Annotated in this window: 11 protein-coding genes and 1 pseudogene; 7 read left to right on the forward strand and 5 right to left on the reverse strand. The window is 74.2% G+C overall.

What is annotated here, in order from left to right:
• Positions 1-23: 23 nt before the first annotated feature.
• Positions 24-785, forward strand: coding sequence for an HAD family hydrolase (locus V6D49_RS22105; RefSeq protein ID WP_340562244.1), 762 nt, complete (start codon positions 24-26; stop codon positions 783-785).
• Entirely contained in the window at positions 782-3,223 is a 2,442-nt protein-coding gene (locus tag V6D49_RS22110) for a glycoside hydrolase family 65 protein (RefSeq protein WP_340562245.1), read from the forward strand. The genes V6D49_RS22105 and V6D49_RS22110 overlap by 4 nt, the downstream gene beginning before the upstream one ends.
• 3 nt (positions 3,224-3,226) lie before the next feature.
• Here V6D49_RS22110 and V6D49_RS22115 read toward each other — a convergent pair whose 3' ends face one another.
• From V6D49_RS22115 to V6D49_RS22130, 4 genes are all read right to left on the reverse strand, one after another.
• Entirely contained in the window at positions 3,227-4,876 is a 1,650-nt protein-coding gene (locus V6D49_RS22115; RefSeq protein WP_340562247.1) for a serine/threonine-protein kinase, read from the reverse strand.
• A 5-nt stretch (positions 4,877-4,881) separates the two neighbouring features.
• Positions 4,882-6,570, reverse strand: a complete 1,689-nt coding sequence (locus V6D49_RS22120) for an alkaline phosphatase D family protein (protein WP_445330578.1) — start codon at positions 6,568-6,570, stop codon at positions 4,882-4,884.
• A gap of 145 nt (positions 6,571-6,715) precedes the next feature.
• The gene (locus tag V6D49_RS22125; protein WP_340562249.1) at positions 6,716-7,603 is read right to left on the reverse strand and encodes a thioredoxin domain-containing protein; all 888 of its coding nucleotides are present in this window, start codon (positions 7,601-7,603) and stop codon (positions 6,716-6,718) included.
• A 78-nt stretch (positions 7,604-7,681) separates the two neighbouring features.
• On the reverse strand, positions 7,682-8,365 hold the full coding sequence (locus V6D49_RS22130; protein WP_340562250.1) for a hypothetical protein: 684 nt from the start codon (positions 8,363-8,365) through the stop codon (positions 7,682-7,684).
• Between the two features lie 168 nt (positions 8,366-8,533).
• On the opposite strand from V6D49_RS22130, the gene dnaE reads away from it, so the two are divergent.
• Entirely contained in the window at positions 8,534-12,073 is a 3,540-nt protein-coding gene (dnaE, locus tag V6D49_RS22135; protein ID WP_340562251.1) for a DNA polymerase III subunit alpha, read from the forward strand.
• Positions 12,074-12,196: 123 nt separating this feature from the next.
• Here dnaE and V6D49_RS22140 read toward each other — a convergent pair whose 3' ends face one another.
• The gene (locus V6D49_RS22140; protein ID WP_191207505.1) at positions 12,197-12,349 is read right to left on the reverse strand and encodes a hypothetical protein; all 153 of its coding nucleotides are present in this window, start codon (positions 12,347-12,349) and stop codon (positions 12,197-12,199) included.
• Between the two features lie 218 nt (positions 12,350-12,567).
• Between V6D49_RS22140 and V6D49_RS22145 the strand changes: the two genes are divergently transcribed.
• From V6D49_RS22145 to V6D49_RS22160, 4 genes and pseudogenes are all read left to right on the forward strand, one after another.
• Positions 12,568-13,818, forward strand: coding sequence for an NYN domain-containing protein (locus V6D49_RS22145; protein ID WP_340562252.1), 1,251 nt, complete (start codon positions 12,568-12,570; stop codon positions 13,816-13,818).
• A 208-nt stretch (positions 13,819-14,026) separates the two neighbouring features.
• Positions 14,027-14,902 (forward strand): annotated as a pseudogene (locus tag V6D49_RS22150) (ABC transporter ATP-binding protein); the annotation flags it as partial.
• A gap of 20 nt (positions 14,903-14,922) precedes the next feature.
• The gene (locus V6D49_RS22155) at positions 14,923-15,738 is read left to right on the forward strand and encodes an ABC transporter permease (protein ID WP_445330657.1); all 816 of its coding nucleotides are present in this window, start codon (positions 14,923-14,925) and stop codon (positions 15,736-15,738) included.
• 50 nt (positions 15,739-15,788) lie between these two features.
• On the forward strand, positions 15,789-16,544 hold the full coding sequence (locus V6D49_RS22160) for an ABC transporter permease (protein WP_340562254.1): 756 nt from the start codon (positions 15,789-15,791) through the stop codon (positions 16,542-16,544).
• Position 16,545 lies beyond the last annotated feature (1 nt).

The raw sequence follows: 16,545 nt of genomic DNA on the forward strand, positions 1-16,545 counted from the left end.
GCGGCAGCGGCGAAGGTGGAGGGGTGCGCAGCGTGGAGGTCCCGGAGGTGCTGCGGGGCGTGCGAGCGGTCGTCCTCGACACCGACGGGGTGCTCGTCGACTCGGCCGGCCTGCACGCCGCCGCCTGGCGGCAGGCGCTCGACCCGTGCCTCACGGCGGCCGGCCAGCCCCCGTTCGACGCGGACGTCGAGTACCGGCGGTGGGTCGACGGCCGGTCGCGGCTGGACGGAGCCGCCGCCGCGCTGACGGGCCGGGGGCTGCGGCTGCCCCTCGGCGATGTCCGGGAGCCGCCCGGTTGCGGCAGCGTGCACGCCGTCGCCGCCGCCAAGGAGGCGGCGTTCGTCCGCGCGGCGGCGGCGGGGGTAACGGCCTGGCCCGGCAGTCTGCGGCTGCTGCGCGTCCTCGCCGGGGCCCGGGTGCCGTGCGCCGCCGTGTCCGCGTCCCGGCACGCCTCGGAGCTGCTGGAGCGCGCCGGGTTGCGGCCCTGGCTCGCGGAGCTGGTCGACGGGGCGGAGGCGGCCCGGCTCGGCCTGCCCGGCAAACCCGACCCCGCCCTCTTCGCGGAGGCCGCGCGCAGGCTCGGCGTACCCGCCGCCGACTGCGCCGTCGTCGAGGACGCGCGGGCCGGTGTCGAGGCGGGCCGGCGGGGCGGGTTCGGCGTGGTGGTCGGCGTGGACCGGTCCGCGAGCCCCGCCGGCGCCGCCGCCCTGCGCGCCCACGGGGCCGACGTCGTCGTCACCGATCTCGGGGAACTGGCCGCCGAGCCGGGGGAGGAACCACCATGACGGACCAGCCCCCGGTCGGCCCGGACCCCGACGAGCACACCTGGCGATGGGAGTACGACGGGTACGACCCGGCGCGGGAGCGGCTGCGGGAGGCGTTGTGCACGCTGGGCAACGGCTACTTCGCCACCCGGGGCGCCGCGCCCGAGTGCGCCGCCGACGCCGTGCACTACCCGGGCACCTACCACGCGGGCTGCTACAACCGGCTCACCTCGCGGGTCGCCGGGCGGACCGTCGAGAACGAGGACATGGTCAACCTGCCGAACTGGCTCCCCCTGCGGTTCCGGATCCGTTCCCGGGACACCGGGGAGCCCGGGCCGTGGCTCGGCCCGGACACGGAGCACGTGCTCGACCACCGGCTCGTCCTCGACCTCGCGGGCGGCGTCCTCACCCGGTGGACGCGGTGGCGCGACGCCGGAAGCCGGGTGCTGTCCGTGCGCCAGGAGCGGCTCGTGCACATGGGCGACCCCCACCTGGCCGCCCTGCGCACCGAGTTCACCGCCGAGAACTGGACGGGCACGCTGGAGGTCCGGGCCGCCCTCGACGGGGACGTGCGCAACGAGGGGGTGGCCCGCTACCGGGCGCTGAACGGCGACCACCTGACCGGGTGGCGCACCGGGGAGGCACCGCAGGACGTCCTCTGGCTGGCGTGCCGGACCCGCAGCTCGGCCGTCGACGTCGCGCTCGCGACCCGCTGCCGGTCCACCGGTCCCGGCGTTCCGGCCGTGGCGGCCGAGCGCGCGGAGCGGTCCGTCACCCACCGGCTGCTCGTGCCGCTCCGCGCGGGCGGCCCGGCGGTGACCGTCGACAAGACCGTCGCCCTGCACACGTCGCAGGACGCCGCCATCAGCGATCCGGTGGACGCGGCCGTGCACGACGTCACGGCCGCCCCCGGCTTCGCCGTCCTCCGCGCCGGCCACCGGGCCGCCTGGCGGCGGCTGTGGCGCCGGGGTGAGCTGAAGGTCCCCGGCGAGCCGGGACGGCTGCTGCGCCTGCACCTGTTCCACGTCCTGCAGACCCTCTCCCCGCACACCGCCGAACTCGACGTGGGCGTCCCCGCGCGCGGCCTGCACGGTGAGGCGTACCGGGGGCACGTCTTCTGGGACGAGCTGTTCGTCCTGCCCTATCTCAACCTGCACTTCCCGGAGGTCTCCCGCGCCCTCCTCGGCTACCGGCACCGGCGGCTGGGACGCGCGGTGCAGGACGCCGCCGCGGCCGGCCACCGCGGTGCCATGTACCCGTGGCAGAGCGGCAGCGACGGGCGGGAGGAGACCCAGGTCCTGCACCTCAACCCGCGCTCGGGCCGCTGGCTCCCCGACCACTCCCGGCTGCAGCACCACGTCGGCTGCGCCGTGGCCTACAACGTGTGGACCTACGCCCGCACCACCGGCGACACCGAGTTCCTGCACGGACCGGGCGCGGAGATGCTGCTGCAGATCGCCCGCTTCTGGGGGGACCTCGCCACCTGGGACGCCGACCTGGGCCGCTACCGCATCCGCGGGGTCGTCGGACCCGACGAGTACCACGACGCCTACCCCGGTGCCGAGCGCCCCGGCATCGACGACAACGCCTACACCAACGTCACCGCCGCGTGGGTGCTCGGCCGGGCGCTGGACGTCCTGGGCGACCTGCCCGCGCCGCGCCGGGCGGAACTGACCGAGCACCTCGGTCTGACGGCCGCCGAGACCGACCGCTGGCGGGAGGTCGGCCGCATGCTCCACGTACCGTGGCACCACGGCGTGATCAGCCAGTTCCAGGGCTACGGCGACCTGGCCGAACTCGACTGGGAGGCCTACCGCCGCCGCTACGGCACCATCCGCCGCCTGGACCGCATCCTGGAGGCGGAGGGGGACAGCGTCAACCGCTACCAGGCCTCCAAGCAGGCCGACGTCCTGATGCTCGGTCACCTCTTCCCCGCCGCCCGGCTCGCCGACGTCCTCGGCTCGCTCGGACACCGCCTGGACCCGGACGTGTGGCGCACGACGGTCGACTACTACCTGCGCCGCACCAGCCACGGTTCGACGCTCTCCAGCGTGGTGCACGCCTGGGTGCTGGCCCGCGCCCACCCGGCCGAGAGCTGGCGGTTCTGCCAGGAGGCCCTCGTGGGCGACGTGGCCGACGTCCAGGGCGGCACCACGCCGGAGGGCATCCACCTGGGCGCGATGGGCGGGACCCTGGACCTGGTGCAGCGCGGGCTGACCGGGCTGGAGCCCGAGGGCGACATGCTGCGGCTCGACCCCGTGGCGCTCCCCGAACTGTCCCACTTCACGGTGACCCTGCGCCACCGGGGCCACTGGGGCGTCCGGCTGCGGCTCGACGGCGGCCGGCTCCACGTCGACGTGCCGCACTCCGCTCAGGCGCCGCTGCGCCTCGCGCTCGGCGACCACGTCGTCTCCGTCGCCCCGGGCACCCGCTTCACCGTCGAACTGCCCACGCCCTGAACGTCACGGTCGGATGCACCGGCCGCTGCCGCCGTCCTCCGGGTGGCAGACGAGGTCCCGGTCGGACGCGTCGCGGCTGAGGTAGCGGCCGACGCAGGAGTCGCCGGTCGTCCGGTCCCGGGCGGCGCAGTAGGCCACCGCGTCCCGGCCGTCGGTGAAGGGGCCGGGGGCGTAGAGCACCCAGTAGCCGGGATTGAGCGAGGCGTAGTCGTCGCTGAGCAGCACCTGCGCGTCGGGAACCGTGGCCCGGAGCTCCGCGAGGCGCCGGTCGCGCTCGGCCGCGCCGGAGGAGACGGGCTCGGAGTGGAGCTGGGCGATCCAGGTGTCGTCCACCTGGGCGGAGGGGGACGGTGTGGCGCTCGGCGTCGGCGTCCCGGCGTCGGGCGTCGGCGACGCCGGGGGCTCCGGGTCGGCGGTCCGTTCGGCCGGGCGTTCGGCGGTGTCCGCCCCGGCATCGGCCTCGTCGGGGCCGTTCGCCTCCGGGCCCGCCTCGTCGGTGCCGGGGGAGGGGGCGACCTCGGCGCCCGGTGCCCGCGCGGCGGGCGGCTCGTCGCGGGTGGCCAGCAGGAAGCCGCCCCCCACCGCCCCCAGGACGACGGCCACGGCGGCTGCGGCGCCGAGCACCCGCACCGCACCCCGTCGGCGCGACGGGGACGGCGGTGGCGTCGTCGCAGGGGGCGGGACGCCCACCCCCGGTGCGGTCCCCGGCGGCGGACCCGGCGCCGTTCCCGGTGGCGGGCCGGGCGGGAGGTTCTGTGGAAGGGGCGGGAGGGCACGTGGTGCGTCCGGGAGTGTGGCGGGCGTGCCCCCGCCCCCCGCCCCCGCCTCCGCCGCTTCCTGCGCCTCGGCGAGCAGGGCGTCCAGCCGCTCGGCGTCCGGGCGGGCCCCCGGCTCCCGCACCAGCAGCGCCGTCACCACCGGGGTGAGCGGGCCGCAGCGCACGGGCGGCGGGACGGGCTCCTCCAGCACGGCCGCCAGGGTGGCGAGGGTGTCGGCTCGTCGCAGCGGGCTGTGGCCCTCGGTGACGACGTAGAGCAGCATCCCGAGCGACCACAGGTCGGCCGCGTCGCCCGCCGCTCCCCGGATGCGTTCGGGGGCGATGTACTCGGGCGAACCGACGAGTTCGCCGGTGACCGTGACGCGCCCGGTGGAGCCCACGGCGGCGATGCCGAAATCCGTCAGCACGGCGCCGCCGTCCGGCCGGAGCAGGACGTTCGCCGGTTTGACGTCGCGGTGGTGGATGCCCGCCGCGTGGGCGGCGCGCAGACCGGCCAGCACGTCCCGGCCGATCCGCGCCGCCCGCGCCGGGGAGAGCGGCCCCTGGGCCGCACAGTGCTGCTGGAGACTGACTCCGGGCACCAGCTCCATCACCAGCCACGGATGGGGCCGCTCGTCCACGATGTGGTGGATGGTGACCACGTTGGGGTGGTTCAGCGCGGCCAGGGCCCGCGCCTCGCGCAGCACCCGGACCCGCAGCCGCTCGGCGCCCGTGCCGTCCGTGGACGGCTCGGCCGCGCGGACCTCCTTCAGCGCGACCTCGCGCCGCAGCACGAGGTCGCGGGCCCGCCACACCGTGCCCATCCCGCCACTGCCGAGACGTTCCAGCAACGCGAACCGGCCGTCCACGACACGCTCTTGTGTTCCCCCGCTCATGGGGATCAGCGTACGGGCCGCTCCGCGCGCTCCAGACGCTGCGTGCCGGACCGGGTGCGGTAGGAGCGCACGGGGTGGGTGGTCGCGTCGGGGTCGGTCTTGTCGGAGATGCGGTGGTAGTCCATCTGCGCCCGCTCGGCCGTCACGTCCAGGACGCCGTACCCGTGCGCGTCGGTGTCGATCCACCGCGCGTGCCGGTTGGCCGCGCGCAGGGCCCCCGAGGCCGCCGGGCTCGCCCAGCCCTCGGGCACGCGCAGGATGTCGTCGATGTTGTCGGAGGTGACCGACGTGACGACGAACTCCGTGGCCGCCGTCGGGGAGAGCGGGTACGTCGCGGCCTCCACGGGGACGTCGTTGGCCCAGGCCATGTGGATGTCGCCGGTGAGGAAGACGGTGTTGTCGATGCCGCGTGAGCGCAGATGGGTGAGCAGCTCCCGGCGGTCGTCGGTGTAGCCGTCCCACTGGTCGGTGTTGAGCGCGAGCCCCTCGGCGGGCAGTCCGAGCAGCCGGGCCAGGGGCCGCAGCAGGTAGGCGGGGACCGAACCGAAGGCGAGCGGGGAGATCATCACGGACGTGCCGACCAGCCGCCAGCGGGAGGTGGAGGCGTCCAACCCCGCCTTCAGCCAGTCCAGCTGGGCCCGGCCCGTCACCGTGCGGGCGGGGTCGTCGACGTCGCCGTCCCCGACCCCGGCCTGCTCGCTGCGGAAGGAGCGCAGGTCCAGCAGGTGCAGATCGGCCAGCGTGCCGAACCGCAGACGCCGGTAGGTGGTTCCGGCGACGGACGGCCGCACCGGCATCCACTCGAAGTACGCCCGCTTCGCGGCCGCCATCCGCTCCGCCCAGACGCCCTCCGCGCCCGGCGTGTGGTTCTCCGCCCCGTCCGACCAGGCGTTGTTGGCGAACTCGTGGTCGTCCCAGATCGCGACGACCGGGTGCGCGGCGTGCAGGGCCCGCAGGTCGGCGTCCGTCTTGTACTGGCCGTGCCGGGCGCGGTAGTCGGCGAGCGTGGTGATCTCGTGCGCCGGTGTGTGCGGCCGGATGGTCCGGCCCCGCGTGCCGTAGCCGCCGGTCGGGTACTCGTACAGGTAGTCGCCCAGGTGGAGGACGGCGTGCAGGTCGCCGCGTCCGGCCAGGTGGCGGTAGGCGGAGAAGTACCCGGCCTCCCAGTTCGAGCAGGACACCACACCGAGGCGGAGGTGGTCCGGGGCGTCGTCGTCGGCGGGGGCGGTGCGGGTGCGGCCCGTGGGGGAGGTGACGCCGTCGGCGGTGAACCGGTAGTGGTAGGCGGTGGCGGGCCGCAGCCCGCGCACGTCGGCCTTCACCGTGTGGTCGGACGCGGCCTCCGCGCGGACACTGCCCCGGGCGACGACGTCGGTGAAGCCCGCGTCGGTGGCCACCTCCCAGGCGACGTCCAGGGCGCCGCCCCGGCCGGAGCCGGGGTCGGCGCCGGGCTCGGGCGTGACCCGCGTCCACAGCAGGGCGCCGTCCGGGAGCGGGTCTCCGGAGGCGACGCCGTGGTGGAAGGCGGGCCCGCCCCCGGCGGCGCGGGCCGCCGTGCCCGCCGCGAGGGGCGACGCGAGGGCGGCGGTCGTGGCGGCGGCGGCGATCACCGTCCGGCGGCGGGGGCGGTGCGGCGTCCGGCCGGGTCTGTCCGAGGGGCCGGCGGTCGGGGTGTCTGCGTCAGCGTGGGTCACGGGCGCAGGCTAGAGGCCCGCCGGGGCGAACGGGTAGACGACTTCCGGCTGTTCACGCGACCGTCGACGCGGCGCCACACACCGACGGGCGGCGCCCCGGCTCGCAGGGGCGCCGCCCGTCGGCTCGTTCAGCGGCTGCGGTGGATCACTTCTCCAGCAGCGGCGTCACGACCGCGTTGTACTCCTCCGGCGTGCCCGGCGCGTAGCCCTGGGGGTTCTTCGCCACCTCGCCGTTGACCTTGACCGTCGGCGTGCCCTGGACGCCCTCGGCGGAGCGGAACTTGTCCGAGACCTTCAGCGCCCACGGGTCGAAGGTGCCCGAGGTGACGTTCTCCTCGAACTCCGCGTTGCCCTTGAGCTCCTCGACGTCCTGGGCGATCTCGACGAGCCGCGCGTCGTCGGCGAACTCGTCCATCTGCTCACTGGGGTGGACATCGGCGGAGAACAGCAGCTTCTTGTACTCCAGGAACGCCTCCGGGCTCACGTCCAGCGCCGCGCCGAGGGCGCTGAGGGCGTTCTTGGAACCGCTGCTGTTCCCGATCTCCTCGGCGGTGTCCCCGTCCAGGAAGGTGCCGAAGACGAACTCCGCCTTGTACGTGCCGTCCTCGACGTCCTTGAGGACGAGGTCGCCGACGTTCTGCTCGAAGGCGGCGCAGACCGGGCAGCGCATGTCCTCGTAGATGGTGACGGTGTCCTCGGCGTCCTCGTCACCGACGATGATGTCCGTGCCGTGCTCACCCTGCGTGTTCGCCGGGGCGACGTAGCCCTCGTACGCGCCCTCGCCCTCGGACTTCTTCGGCTCCCCGGCGACGGCGGACGCGGCGGACCAGTCGCTGTTGTCGCCCTCGCCACCGCTGTCGGTCATGTTGGTGACGGCGACGCCGATGCCGGCGGCGACGACCAGGACGGCGACGACCGCGCCCGCGACGCCGAGCTGGCGGCGCATCTTCTCCTTCTTGGCCTGCTGCTCGCGCTCGACGCGCAGCCGCTCGCGGGCGGCCCTCTTGGCTTCCTGGCTGTTGCGCTTGCTCATGCTGGATAACTCCGTGGAATCGGTACGTGACGGGGGACGCGCCCGCGTGGGCGGGCGGACGGCGGCGGCCGGCGCGGGTCAGCCGGCCACGGGCCGGGGCGGCCCGCGTCGTACGACGGAGTGCGTCAGGAGGGGCAGGGCGCGTGCGGCGCGCACCCGGTGCGCGGCACGGAACCGGGCGCCGGAGCGCGGCTGCGGCAGCGGGTGGGCGACGGCCCGCACCGACGGGGGCCATAGCAGCGCGTAGGCGTGCGTGGCGGCCGCGCGCAGCAGCCGGACGAACGCCTCCTCGCCCCGCCAGAGCCAGACGGCGGCGGTGAGCCCGACGAGGACGTGGGCCCCGAGGAGCAGCCACGGCGCGGCGGGCTGCGCCAGCGCCGGGGCCGGGGTGTCGGCGGCCATCCGCGCCAGCGGTGTGCCGAAGCCGCCGCCCGCGCAGACGAGGTCGACCCCCATGGTGCGCAGCGGCCCGGTGACCGGGCCGCCCGCCGTCCCGTAGCAGGTGGCCTGCCCGGAGGTGAAGACGGTGTCGGCCGCCAGCTCCAGCGGCACGAGTGTCGCGGCGATGGTGCCGAGGCCGCGCCGGCGGTCGGCCAGCAGGTAGGCGCAGAGGAAGACGGCGCCCGTGACGGCGAGCAGCGTCGTCAGCGGGACCGGGGTCGCCGAGAGGAGCACGTGGGTGCCCGCGGACAGCACGACGCAGACCGCGGTGAACACCGCGGCCCTCGCTGTCCGGATACCGGTACTCGACGACACGCCCATCGCGGCCGAGTGTGCCACGCCGGGTGTAAACGTGGAGTGAGGGAGGTCCACACCGGAATACTTCCGTGACCCGGGACGCCCCGTGGGCCCGCTGGGGCCCCGGTGTCGGTGCCCGGTCGTAGACTTCGACACCGCCCCTCGAAGACCCGCGCCGGAGGTTCCCCACCCGTGACCGACCAGCCGTTCACGCATCTGCACGTGCACACCCAGTACTCGCTGCTGGACGGAGCGGCGCGGCTCAAGGACATGTTCAAGGCGTGCGGCGACATGGAGATGTCCCACATCGCCATGACCGACCACGGGAACCTGCACGGGGCCTACGACTTCTTCCACCAGGCGCAGGGCGCGGGCATCACGCCCATCATGGGCATCGAGGCGTACGTCGCCCCCGAGTCGCGGCGGTACGCGAGGCCGGTGAAGTGGGGAGCGCCCCACCAGAAGCGGGACGACGTCGCGGGCGCCGGTGCGTACACGCACATGACGATGTGGGCGCGGGACCTCACCGGGCTGCACAACCTCTACCGCGCGCAGTCCCGGGCCAGTCTGGAGGGCTTCTTCCGCAAGCCCCGGATGGACCGCGAGCTGCTCGCGGAGTACTCCGAGGGCCTGATGGCGACGACCGGCTGCCCCTCGGGCGAGGTCTCCACCCGCATCCGGCTCGGGCAGATGGACGAGGCGCTGAAGGCCGCCGGGGAGTTCCAGGACATCTTCGGCAAGGAGAACTTCTTCGTCGAGTTGATGGACCACAACATCGACATCGACCGCCGTGCCCGCGCGGGGCTGGAGGAGATCGCCCGCAAGCTGGACGCGCCCTTCGTCGTCACGAACGACTCGCACTACACCTACGAGCACGAGTCGGCCGCGCACGACACGCTGCTGTGCATCCAGACCGGCAGCAACCTCTCCGATCCCGACCGCTTCAAGTTCGACGGCTCCGGCTACTACCTGAAGTCCGCCGCCGAGATGTACGCGATCGACAACTCCGACGCCTGGCAGGAGGGCTGCCGCAACACGCAGCTCCTCATCGCCGACCGGGTCGACGTCTCCGGCATGTTCAAGCCGCGCAACCTCATGCCGAGGTTCGACGTGCCGGAGGGGTACGACGAGGTCTCCTGGTTCCAGGAGGAGGTCAAGCGGGGCATGGCGCGCCGCTACCCCGCTGGCGTCCCGGAGGACCGCCAGCGGCAGGCCGCCTACGAGATGGGCGTCATCATCGAGATGGGGTTCCCCGGCTACTTCCTCGTCGTGGCCGACTTCATCATGTGGGCCAAGAACGCGGGCATCGCCGTGGGCCCCGGCCGCGGCTCCGCGGCCGGCTCGATCGTCGCCTACGCCATGGGCATCACCGACCTCGACCCGATCGACCACGGGCTGATCTTCGAGCGGTTCCTCAACCCCGAGCGCGTCTCCATGCCCGACGTCGACATCGACTTCGACGAGCGCAGGCGCGGTGAGGTCATCCGCTACGTGACGGAGAAGTACGGCGCCGACAAGGTCGCCATGATCGGCACGTACGGCACGATCAAGGCGAAGAACGCCATCAAGGACTCCGCCCGGGTGCTGGGCTACCCGTACGCGGTCGGGGACCGCATCACCAAGGCGATGCCCGCCGACGTCCTGGGCAAGGGCCTGCCGCTGTCGGGCATCACCGACAAGAGCCACCCGCGCTACAGCGAGGCGGGCGAGATCCGCTCGATGTACGAGAACGAGCCGGACGTCACCAAGGTCATCGACGCCGCGCGCGGCATCGAGGGGCTGGTGCGGCAGATGGGCGTGCACGCCGCCGGTGTGATCATGTCCAGCGAGCCGCTGATCGACCACGTGCCGGTCTTCTCCCCGAAGAACGACGGCGTCGTCGTCACGCAGTGGGACTACCCGAGCTGCGAGAGCCTCGGCCTGCTGAAGATGGACTTCCTGGGCCTGCGCAACCTCACGATCATGGACGACGCCCAGAAGGCCATCGCCAAGAACAAGGGCGTCGAGATCAAGCTGCTCGACCTCCCGCTGGACGACCCGAAGACGTACGAGCTGCTGCAGCGCGGCGACACCCTCGGCGTCTTCCAGTTCGACGGCGGCCCCATGCGCTCCCTGCTGCGCATGATGAAGCCCGACAACTTCGAGGACATCTCCGCCGTCTCGGCCCTCTACCGGCCGGGCCCGATGGGCATGAACTCGCACATCAACTACGCCCTGCGCAAGAACGGCCAGCAGGACATCACGCCGATCCACCCGGAGCTGGAGGAGCCGCTCAAAGAGGTCCTGGACATTACCTACGGCCTCATCGTCTACCAGGAGCAGGTGCAGAAGGCCGCTCAGGTGCTCGCCGGGTACAGCCTCGGCCAGGCCGACCTGCTGCGTCGCGCCATGGGCAAGAAGAAGCCCGAGGTCCTGGAGAAGGAGTTCGTCAACTTCCAGGCGGGCGCCCGCGAGAAGGGCTTCTCGGACGAGGCGATCCAGGCGGTGTGGGACGTCCTGGTGCCGTTCGCCGGGTACGCCTTCAACAAGGCGCACTCCTCGGCGTACGGGCTGGTCACCTACTGGACGGCCTATCTGAAGGCCAACTACCCGGCCGAGTACATGTCGGCGCTGCTGACGTCGGTGCGCGACGACAAGGACAAGTCGGCGGTGTACCTCAACGAGTGCCGTCGCATGGGGATCAAGGTCCTGCCGCCGGACGTCAACGAGTCGGACGCCAACTTCACGCCGCGCGGCGACGACACGATCGTCTTCGGCCTCACCGCCGTGCGCAACGTCGGGCAGAACGTCGTCGACGCCGTCGTGCGGTGCCGCAAGGCGAAGGGGGCCTACGAGTCGTTCCCCGACTTCCTGGACAAGGTGGAGGCCGTCGTCTGCAACAAGCGCACGGTCGAGTCACTGATCAAGGCGGGCGCGTTCGACGCGCTCGGCCACACCCGCAAGGGTCTGACCGCCCAGTTCGAGCCGATGATCGACAACGTCGTGCAGGTCAAGCGGAAGGAGGCCGAGGGGCAGTTCGACCTCTTCGGCGACCTCGGGGCGGACGAGGGCGACGGCCCCGGCTTCGGGCTGGACGTGGAGTTCACGCCGGAGGAGTGGGAGAAGACGTACCTGCTGGCCCAGGAGCGGGAGATGCTCGGCCTGTACGTCTCCGACCACCCGCTGTTCGGCATCGAGCACGTTCTCAACGAGCGGGCCGACGCGGGCATCTCGCAGCTCACCGCCGGGGAGTACGGGGACGGCTCGACGGTCACCATCGGCGGCATCATCTCCGGCCTCCAGCGGAAGATGACCAAGCAGGGCAACGCGTGGGCGATCGCCACCGTGGAGGACCTGGCGGGCTCCATCGACTGCATGTTCTTCCCGGCCACCTACCAACTGGTCTCCACCCAGCTCGTGGAGGACGCCGTGGTGTTCGTCAAGGGCCGGCTCGACAAGCGGGAGGACGTGCCCCGGCTGGTCGCGATGGAGCTGATGGTGCCCGACCTCAGCGAGGCCTCGGCCAACGCGCCGGTCACGATCACGATCCCGTCGGTGAAGGTCACCCCGCCGCTGGTGGCCAGGCTGGGGGAGGTGCTCACCCACCACCGGGGGGCCACGGAGGTGCGGGTCCGCCTCCAGGGCGCCCGGAGGACGACGGTCCTGCGGCTGGACCGCCACCGCGTCACCGCCGACCCGGCGCTCTTCGGGGACCTCAAGGAACTGCTCGGCCCCTCCTGCCTGGCGGGCTGAGCGGCTGACCGCCCGCCCGGTCGGGCGGCGATGGGGAGTCAACGGGAGTAAGGGCGCGCCGGTGTTCCGGGGCGCCCTCACTCACCAGTGCCGCGTGCGAGGTGAAACCGGTGCCGCGTCCGGTCAGTTGTGACCGAGCGGCTTGTTCTTGCGCTTGGCCGACGTGCCGGGGTTCTCCTCGTCCATGGGACGGTCGGCGCCCGGGTTCTGCACGTCGCCGCCCTGGGCCGGGCGGTGCTGCTGCTTCTGGCGATCTCGGTTCTTGTTCTTGGCCACGATGAACCTCCTCAAGGTCCTTGGAACTCGGCCGTGATCAGATTCGCACGGGGGGACACTCTTCGCATGTCGGGCAATACCCTTCGTGTGTACCGCTGTCCGTGCACGGATCTGCGCGCTCCGCTCACGGATTCGCCACGCCGAAGATCGAGTTCCGGCAGATAACCCCGGTACGGTCGGGCAGACTCGAAAGAGTTCCGAGGAAAGTGGGGTGAACCGTGGACCGCTGCGTCGTCCTGGTGGACGCCGGGTACCTGCTGGGTGCCGCCGCGAGTCTGCTGGCGGGGGAGCCCTCCCGGTCCCGGATCACCGTGGACCACTCCGTGCTCATCCGGGCCCTGCGGGAACGGGCCGAGCAGGAGACGGGGTGCGCCCTGCTGCGGATCTACTGGTTCGACGGCGCCCCCGACCGCGTCCCGCAGCCCGAGCACCGGCGGCTGCGCGTCATGCCCCGGGTGACGGTCCGCCTCGGCGCCCTCACCCGCACCGACGGCCGCTGGGCGCAGAAGGGCGTCGACGCGGCCATGCACACCGAGCTGACGGAACTCGCCCGCAACCGCGCCTGCTCGGACATCGTCCTGGTCACCGGTGACGGTGACCTGCTGCCGGGGCTGATGTCCGCCAAGGAGCACGGCGTCGCCGTCCACCTGTGGGCCGTGCAGGCGGCCGACGGGGACTACAACCAGTCCGAGGACCTCGTCGCGGAGGCCGACGAACGCCGGGTGCTGGACCGCACCTGGATCACCCATGCCGTCCGGGCCAGGGAACCGGCCGGGGTCTGCGCCCCGCAGCCCGCCACCCGGCCCGACATCGCCGCCATCCTCTCCGCCCCGCTGCCCGACCCGCCCAGCACGGCGGGCAAGGGTTCCACGGCCGCCCGCAGCAACGGCCTTGCCCCCGCCGAGCGCCCGGCGGAGCCCGCCCCGGAGGCCGGTGACGCGGGCGAGTCACCCGCCGCCGCCAAGGGGGTGCCCACGCCGAAGGACCTGGCCGGGCTCGGACGGCCGTCCGCCGCCCCGCAGAGCCCTCCGCAGACCGCCGCGCCGAACGCCACCCTGCGCTGGTCCTCCGACAAGGGCTGGGTGGACCGGGGCGGGTCCCCGGCCGAACCGCCGGAGGTCGCCGCCCTGCCGATGCTCGCCCAGCTCACCACCGCCGAGCAGCGCTGGGCCGACCGGGAGGAGGACATCACGACCGTCAGCGGCGACCCCTTCGAGGTCGGCCAGGTCTTCGCCCGCCGCTGGATCGCCCGGCTCGGCGGCGCCGCGCACCTGGGCAGCCTCTCCCTCCAGTACCCCCGCATCCCGCACCGGATCGACGGGGAGCTGCTGCGCTACGCCGCCCGGTTCGGCCTGCTCGCCCACAAGGACGACCAGATCGACGAGCACGACCGCTACGCCATCCGGGCGGGGTTCTGGCGCGAGGTCGACACCCACACCGGCGAGGAACGCGCTCCGGCCGAGCACTGAGCGCCCCGGCGCGCGGCCTCGGCCGGGTGGGTGACGAAACCGCCCCGCCGGACGCGTACCCTCGTAGCTCGTGGAGACGGGCGCACGACAGGACGAGACCGAGGGCGGGCCGGCGTGCGCCGTACGCGACCTGGTGAAGACCTACCCGGCCCAGCGGGCCCGGCGCGGGACGCCCGCCGCTCCCGCCGTGCGGGCCTGCGACGGCGTCTCCCTCACCGTGCGGCGCGGGGAGCTCTTCGGGCTGCTCGGCCCCAACGGCGCCGGCAAGTCCACCCTCGTGCGCCAGCTCACCGGGCTGCTGCGGCCGGACGCCGGGCACATCGACGTCCTCGGCCACGACCTCGTCCGGCATCCCGGACGAGCCGCCCGGCTGCTGGCCTACCTCGGGCAGGAGTCCACCGCGCTGGACGAGCTGACGGTGCGGCTCGCCGTGGAGACCACCGCCCGGCTGCGCGGCCTGCCGGCCCACGACGCCCGCCGGGCCACCGGCGCCGTCCTGGAGGAGCTCGCGTTGTCCCCGTTGGCGCACCGGCCGCTGAAGCGGCTCTCCGGCGGCCAGCGGCGGCTCGCCTGCGTGGCCACCGCCCTGGTCGGGGAGCGTCCGCTGCTGGTCCTGGACGAGCCGACGACCGGCATGGACCCGGTGGCCCGGCGCGCGGTGTGGGCGGCCGTCGACCGCCGCCGTGCGGAGCGGGGCGCCACGGTGGTCCTCGTCACCCACAACGTCATCGAGGCGGAGTCCGTGCTCGACCGCGTCGCCGTCCTCGACCGGGGCCGGGTCATCGCCTGCGACACCCCCGGCGGGCTCAAGGCCCTCGTCGGCGACGACGTGCGCGTCGAGCTCGTCTGGCGTGACGAGCCGCCGCTGCACGTCCCCGAGGTGGCCGCCCTCGGCCCCGCCGCGCAGCGCTCCGGGCGGCGCTGGACGCTGCGGCTGTCCCCGGACGCCGCCCGCGCCGCGGTCGCCGCCGTCACCGGCGGGCCCGCCTTCGCGGCGCTCGACGACTTCTCCCTGGCCACGCCGAGCCTGGAGGACGTGTACCTGGCCCTCGGCGGCCGAACGGAAGGTCTGGTGAAGGCGTGAGTGCCGCATCCGTCGACCGCGTGCCCGCGGTGAGCAGCCGGAGCCGGGGCGGCGGGGGCGGCACCGGGGACGACCCCGCCCCCCTCGCCCCCGCCGTCCGGCTGTGGCCCGCGCTCTGCGCCGTCTACCGCGCCCAGCTCTCCCGCGCCCGTGTCGCCCGCATCCCGCTGCTGTTCGTGGCCACCTTCCAGTCCATCGGGATCATGGTGCTGCTGCGGGGCGTCGTCGAACCCGGCCCCGGACCGGAGGCGCGGGCTGTGGTGGCTGGGTCGAGCGTCCTCGTCGTCGCCTTCGTCGCGCTGAACCTGCTCGCCCAGTACTTCGGCTCACTGCGCGCCTCCGGCGGCCTGGACCACTACGCGACGCTGCCTGTCCCCCCGGCGGCCGTCGTGCTGGGGGCCGCCGGGGCCTACGCCTCCTTCACCGTCCCCGGCGTCCTCGTGACGGCCGTGACGGGCAGCGTCCTGTACGCGCTGCCGCTGACCGGGCTGTGGGTGCTGATCGGGGTGATCCCGCTGACCGGGGCCGCGCTGGCCGGCCTCGGCGCCGCCCTCGGGCTGCTCGCCCCCCGGCCCGAGCTCGCCACCCTGTGCGGGCAGCTGGGCATGTCGGCGGCGCTGCTGCTCGGCGTGCTCCCCGCGGCCTCGCTGCCGCTCGCGGTGCGGTGGGCGCGCGACCTGCTTCCCTCCACCTACGGGGTCGAGGCGTTCGCCGCCACCTTCGGCCCGTCACCCGACTGGGCACGCGTCGCCGTGGACCTCGGGGTCTGCGCCGCCGTGGGGGTCCTCGCCCTGACCGCCGCCGCCTGGGCCTACCGCCGGGCCGCCGTCCGCTGAGCGGGCCGCCCCGCTCCCGCGCGGCGGGCGGAGCCTGGCACGATGGCGGTGTGACCGCACCGACCCCCTCCTCACCCCAGCCAGGACGCCCGTCGGGGCCCGAGCCCGGGCGGCAGCCCCGCCACGACCCGTGGGCCGCGCGTCCCCCCGTCCCGGAGGGTGACGACACGCCGGAGCGCGGCGGGCCCACCGGAGACGTCGTCGGGGTGCCCGACCTGTGGCAGGGGATCGTCACGGCGGTCGCCGTCACCGTCGGCGGGCTGCTCCTCGGCCTGCTGTGGTGGTGGCTCGCCCCGGACGTCGCCTACATCTCCGACGGGCGCGACGCCTTCCTGCGCAACAACGAGAGCGAGGACTCCTTCGGCGTCCAGGGGACGTTCGCGGCCCTCGCCGCCGGCCTCGGTGTGCTGAGCGGCCTCGCCGCCTTCCTCCTGCGCCGCGCGGGAGGTGTGGGCGTCGTGCTCGGACTCGCCTCGGGCGGGGTGCTCGGCTCCTGGCTGGGCGCCTGGTTCGGCGGCCTGCTCGGCCCGGACGGCGACCTGACGGCCCGCGCCGTCGAGGCCGGCCGGGGCGGCGTCTTCGAGGGGCCGCTGGAGCTGAGCGGCTGGGTGCTGTGGCTGCTGTGGCCGCTGGCCGCCCTCGCCACGCACCTGCTGCTCGTCGCCGCCTTCGGGCCGCGCGAGCCGGCCCCCCGCGTGCTCCCGCAGGGCTGGGGCCCACCGCAGGACGGGCCCCCGCAGGGCCCGCCCCCGCCGGCCCCGGAACACCCTCGGCCCCAGGCGCCCGGCGAGCCGCCCCGTCCCTGAC

This window comes from Streptomyces sp. GSL17-111, from assembly GCF_037911585.1.
In the GTDB taxonomy this organism is placed as follows: domain Bacteria; phylum Actinomycetota; class Actinomycetes; order Streptomycetales; family Streptomycetaceae; genus Streptomyces.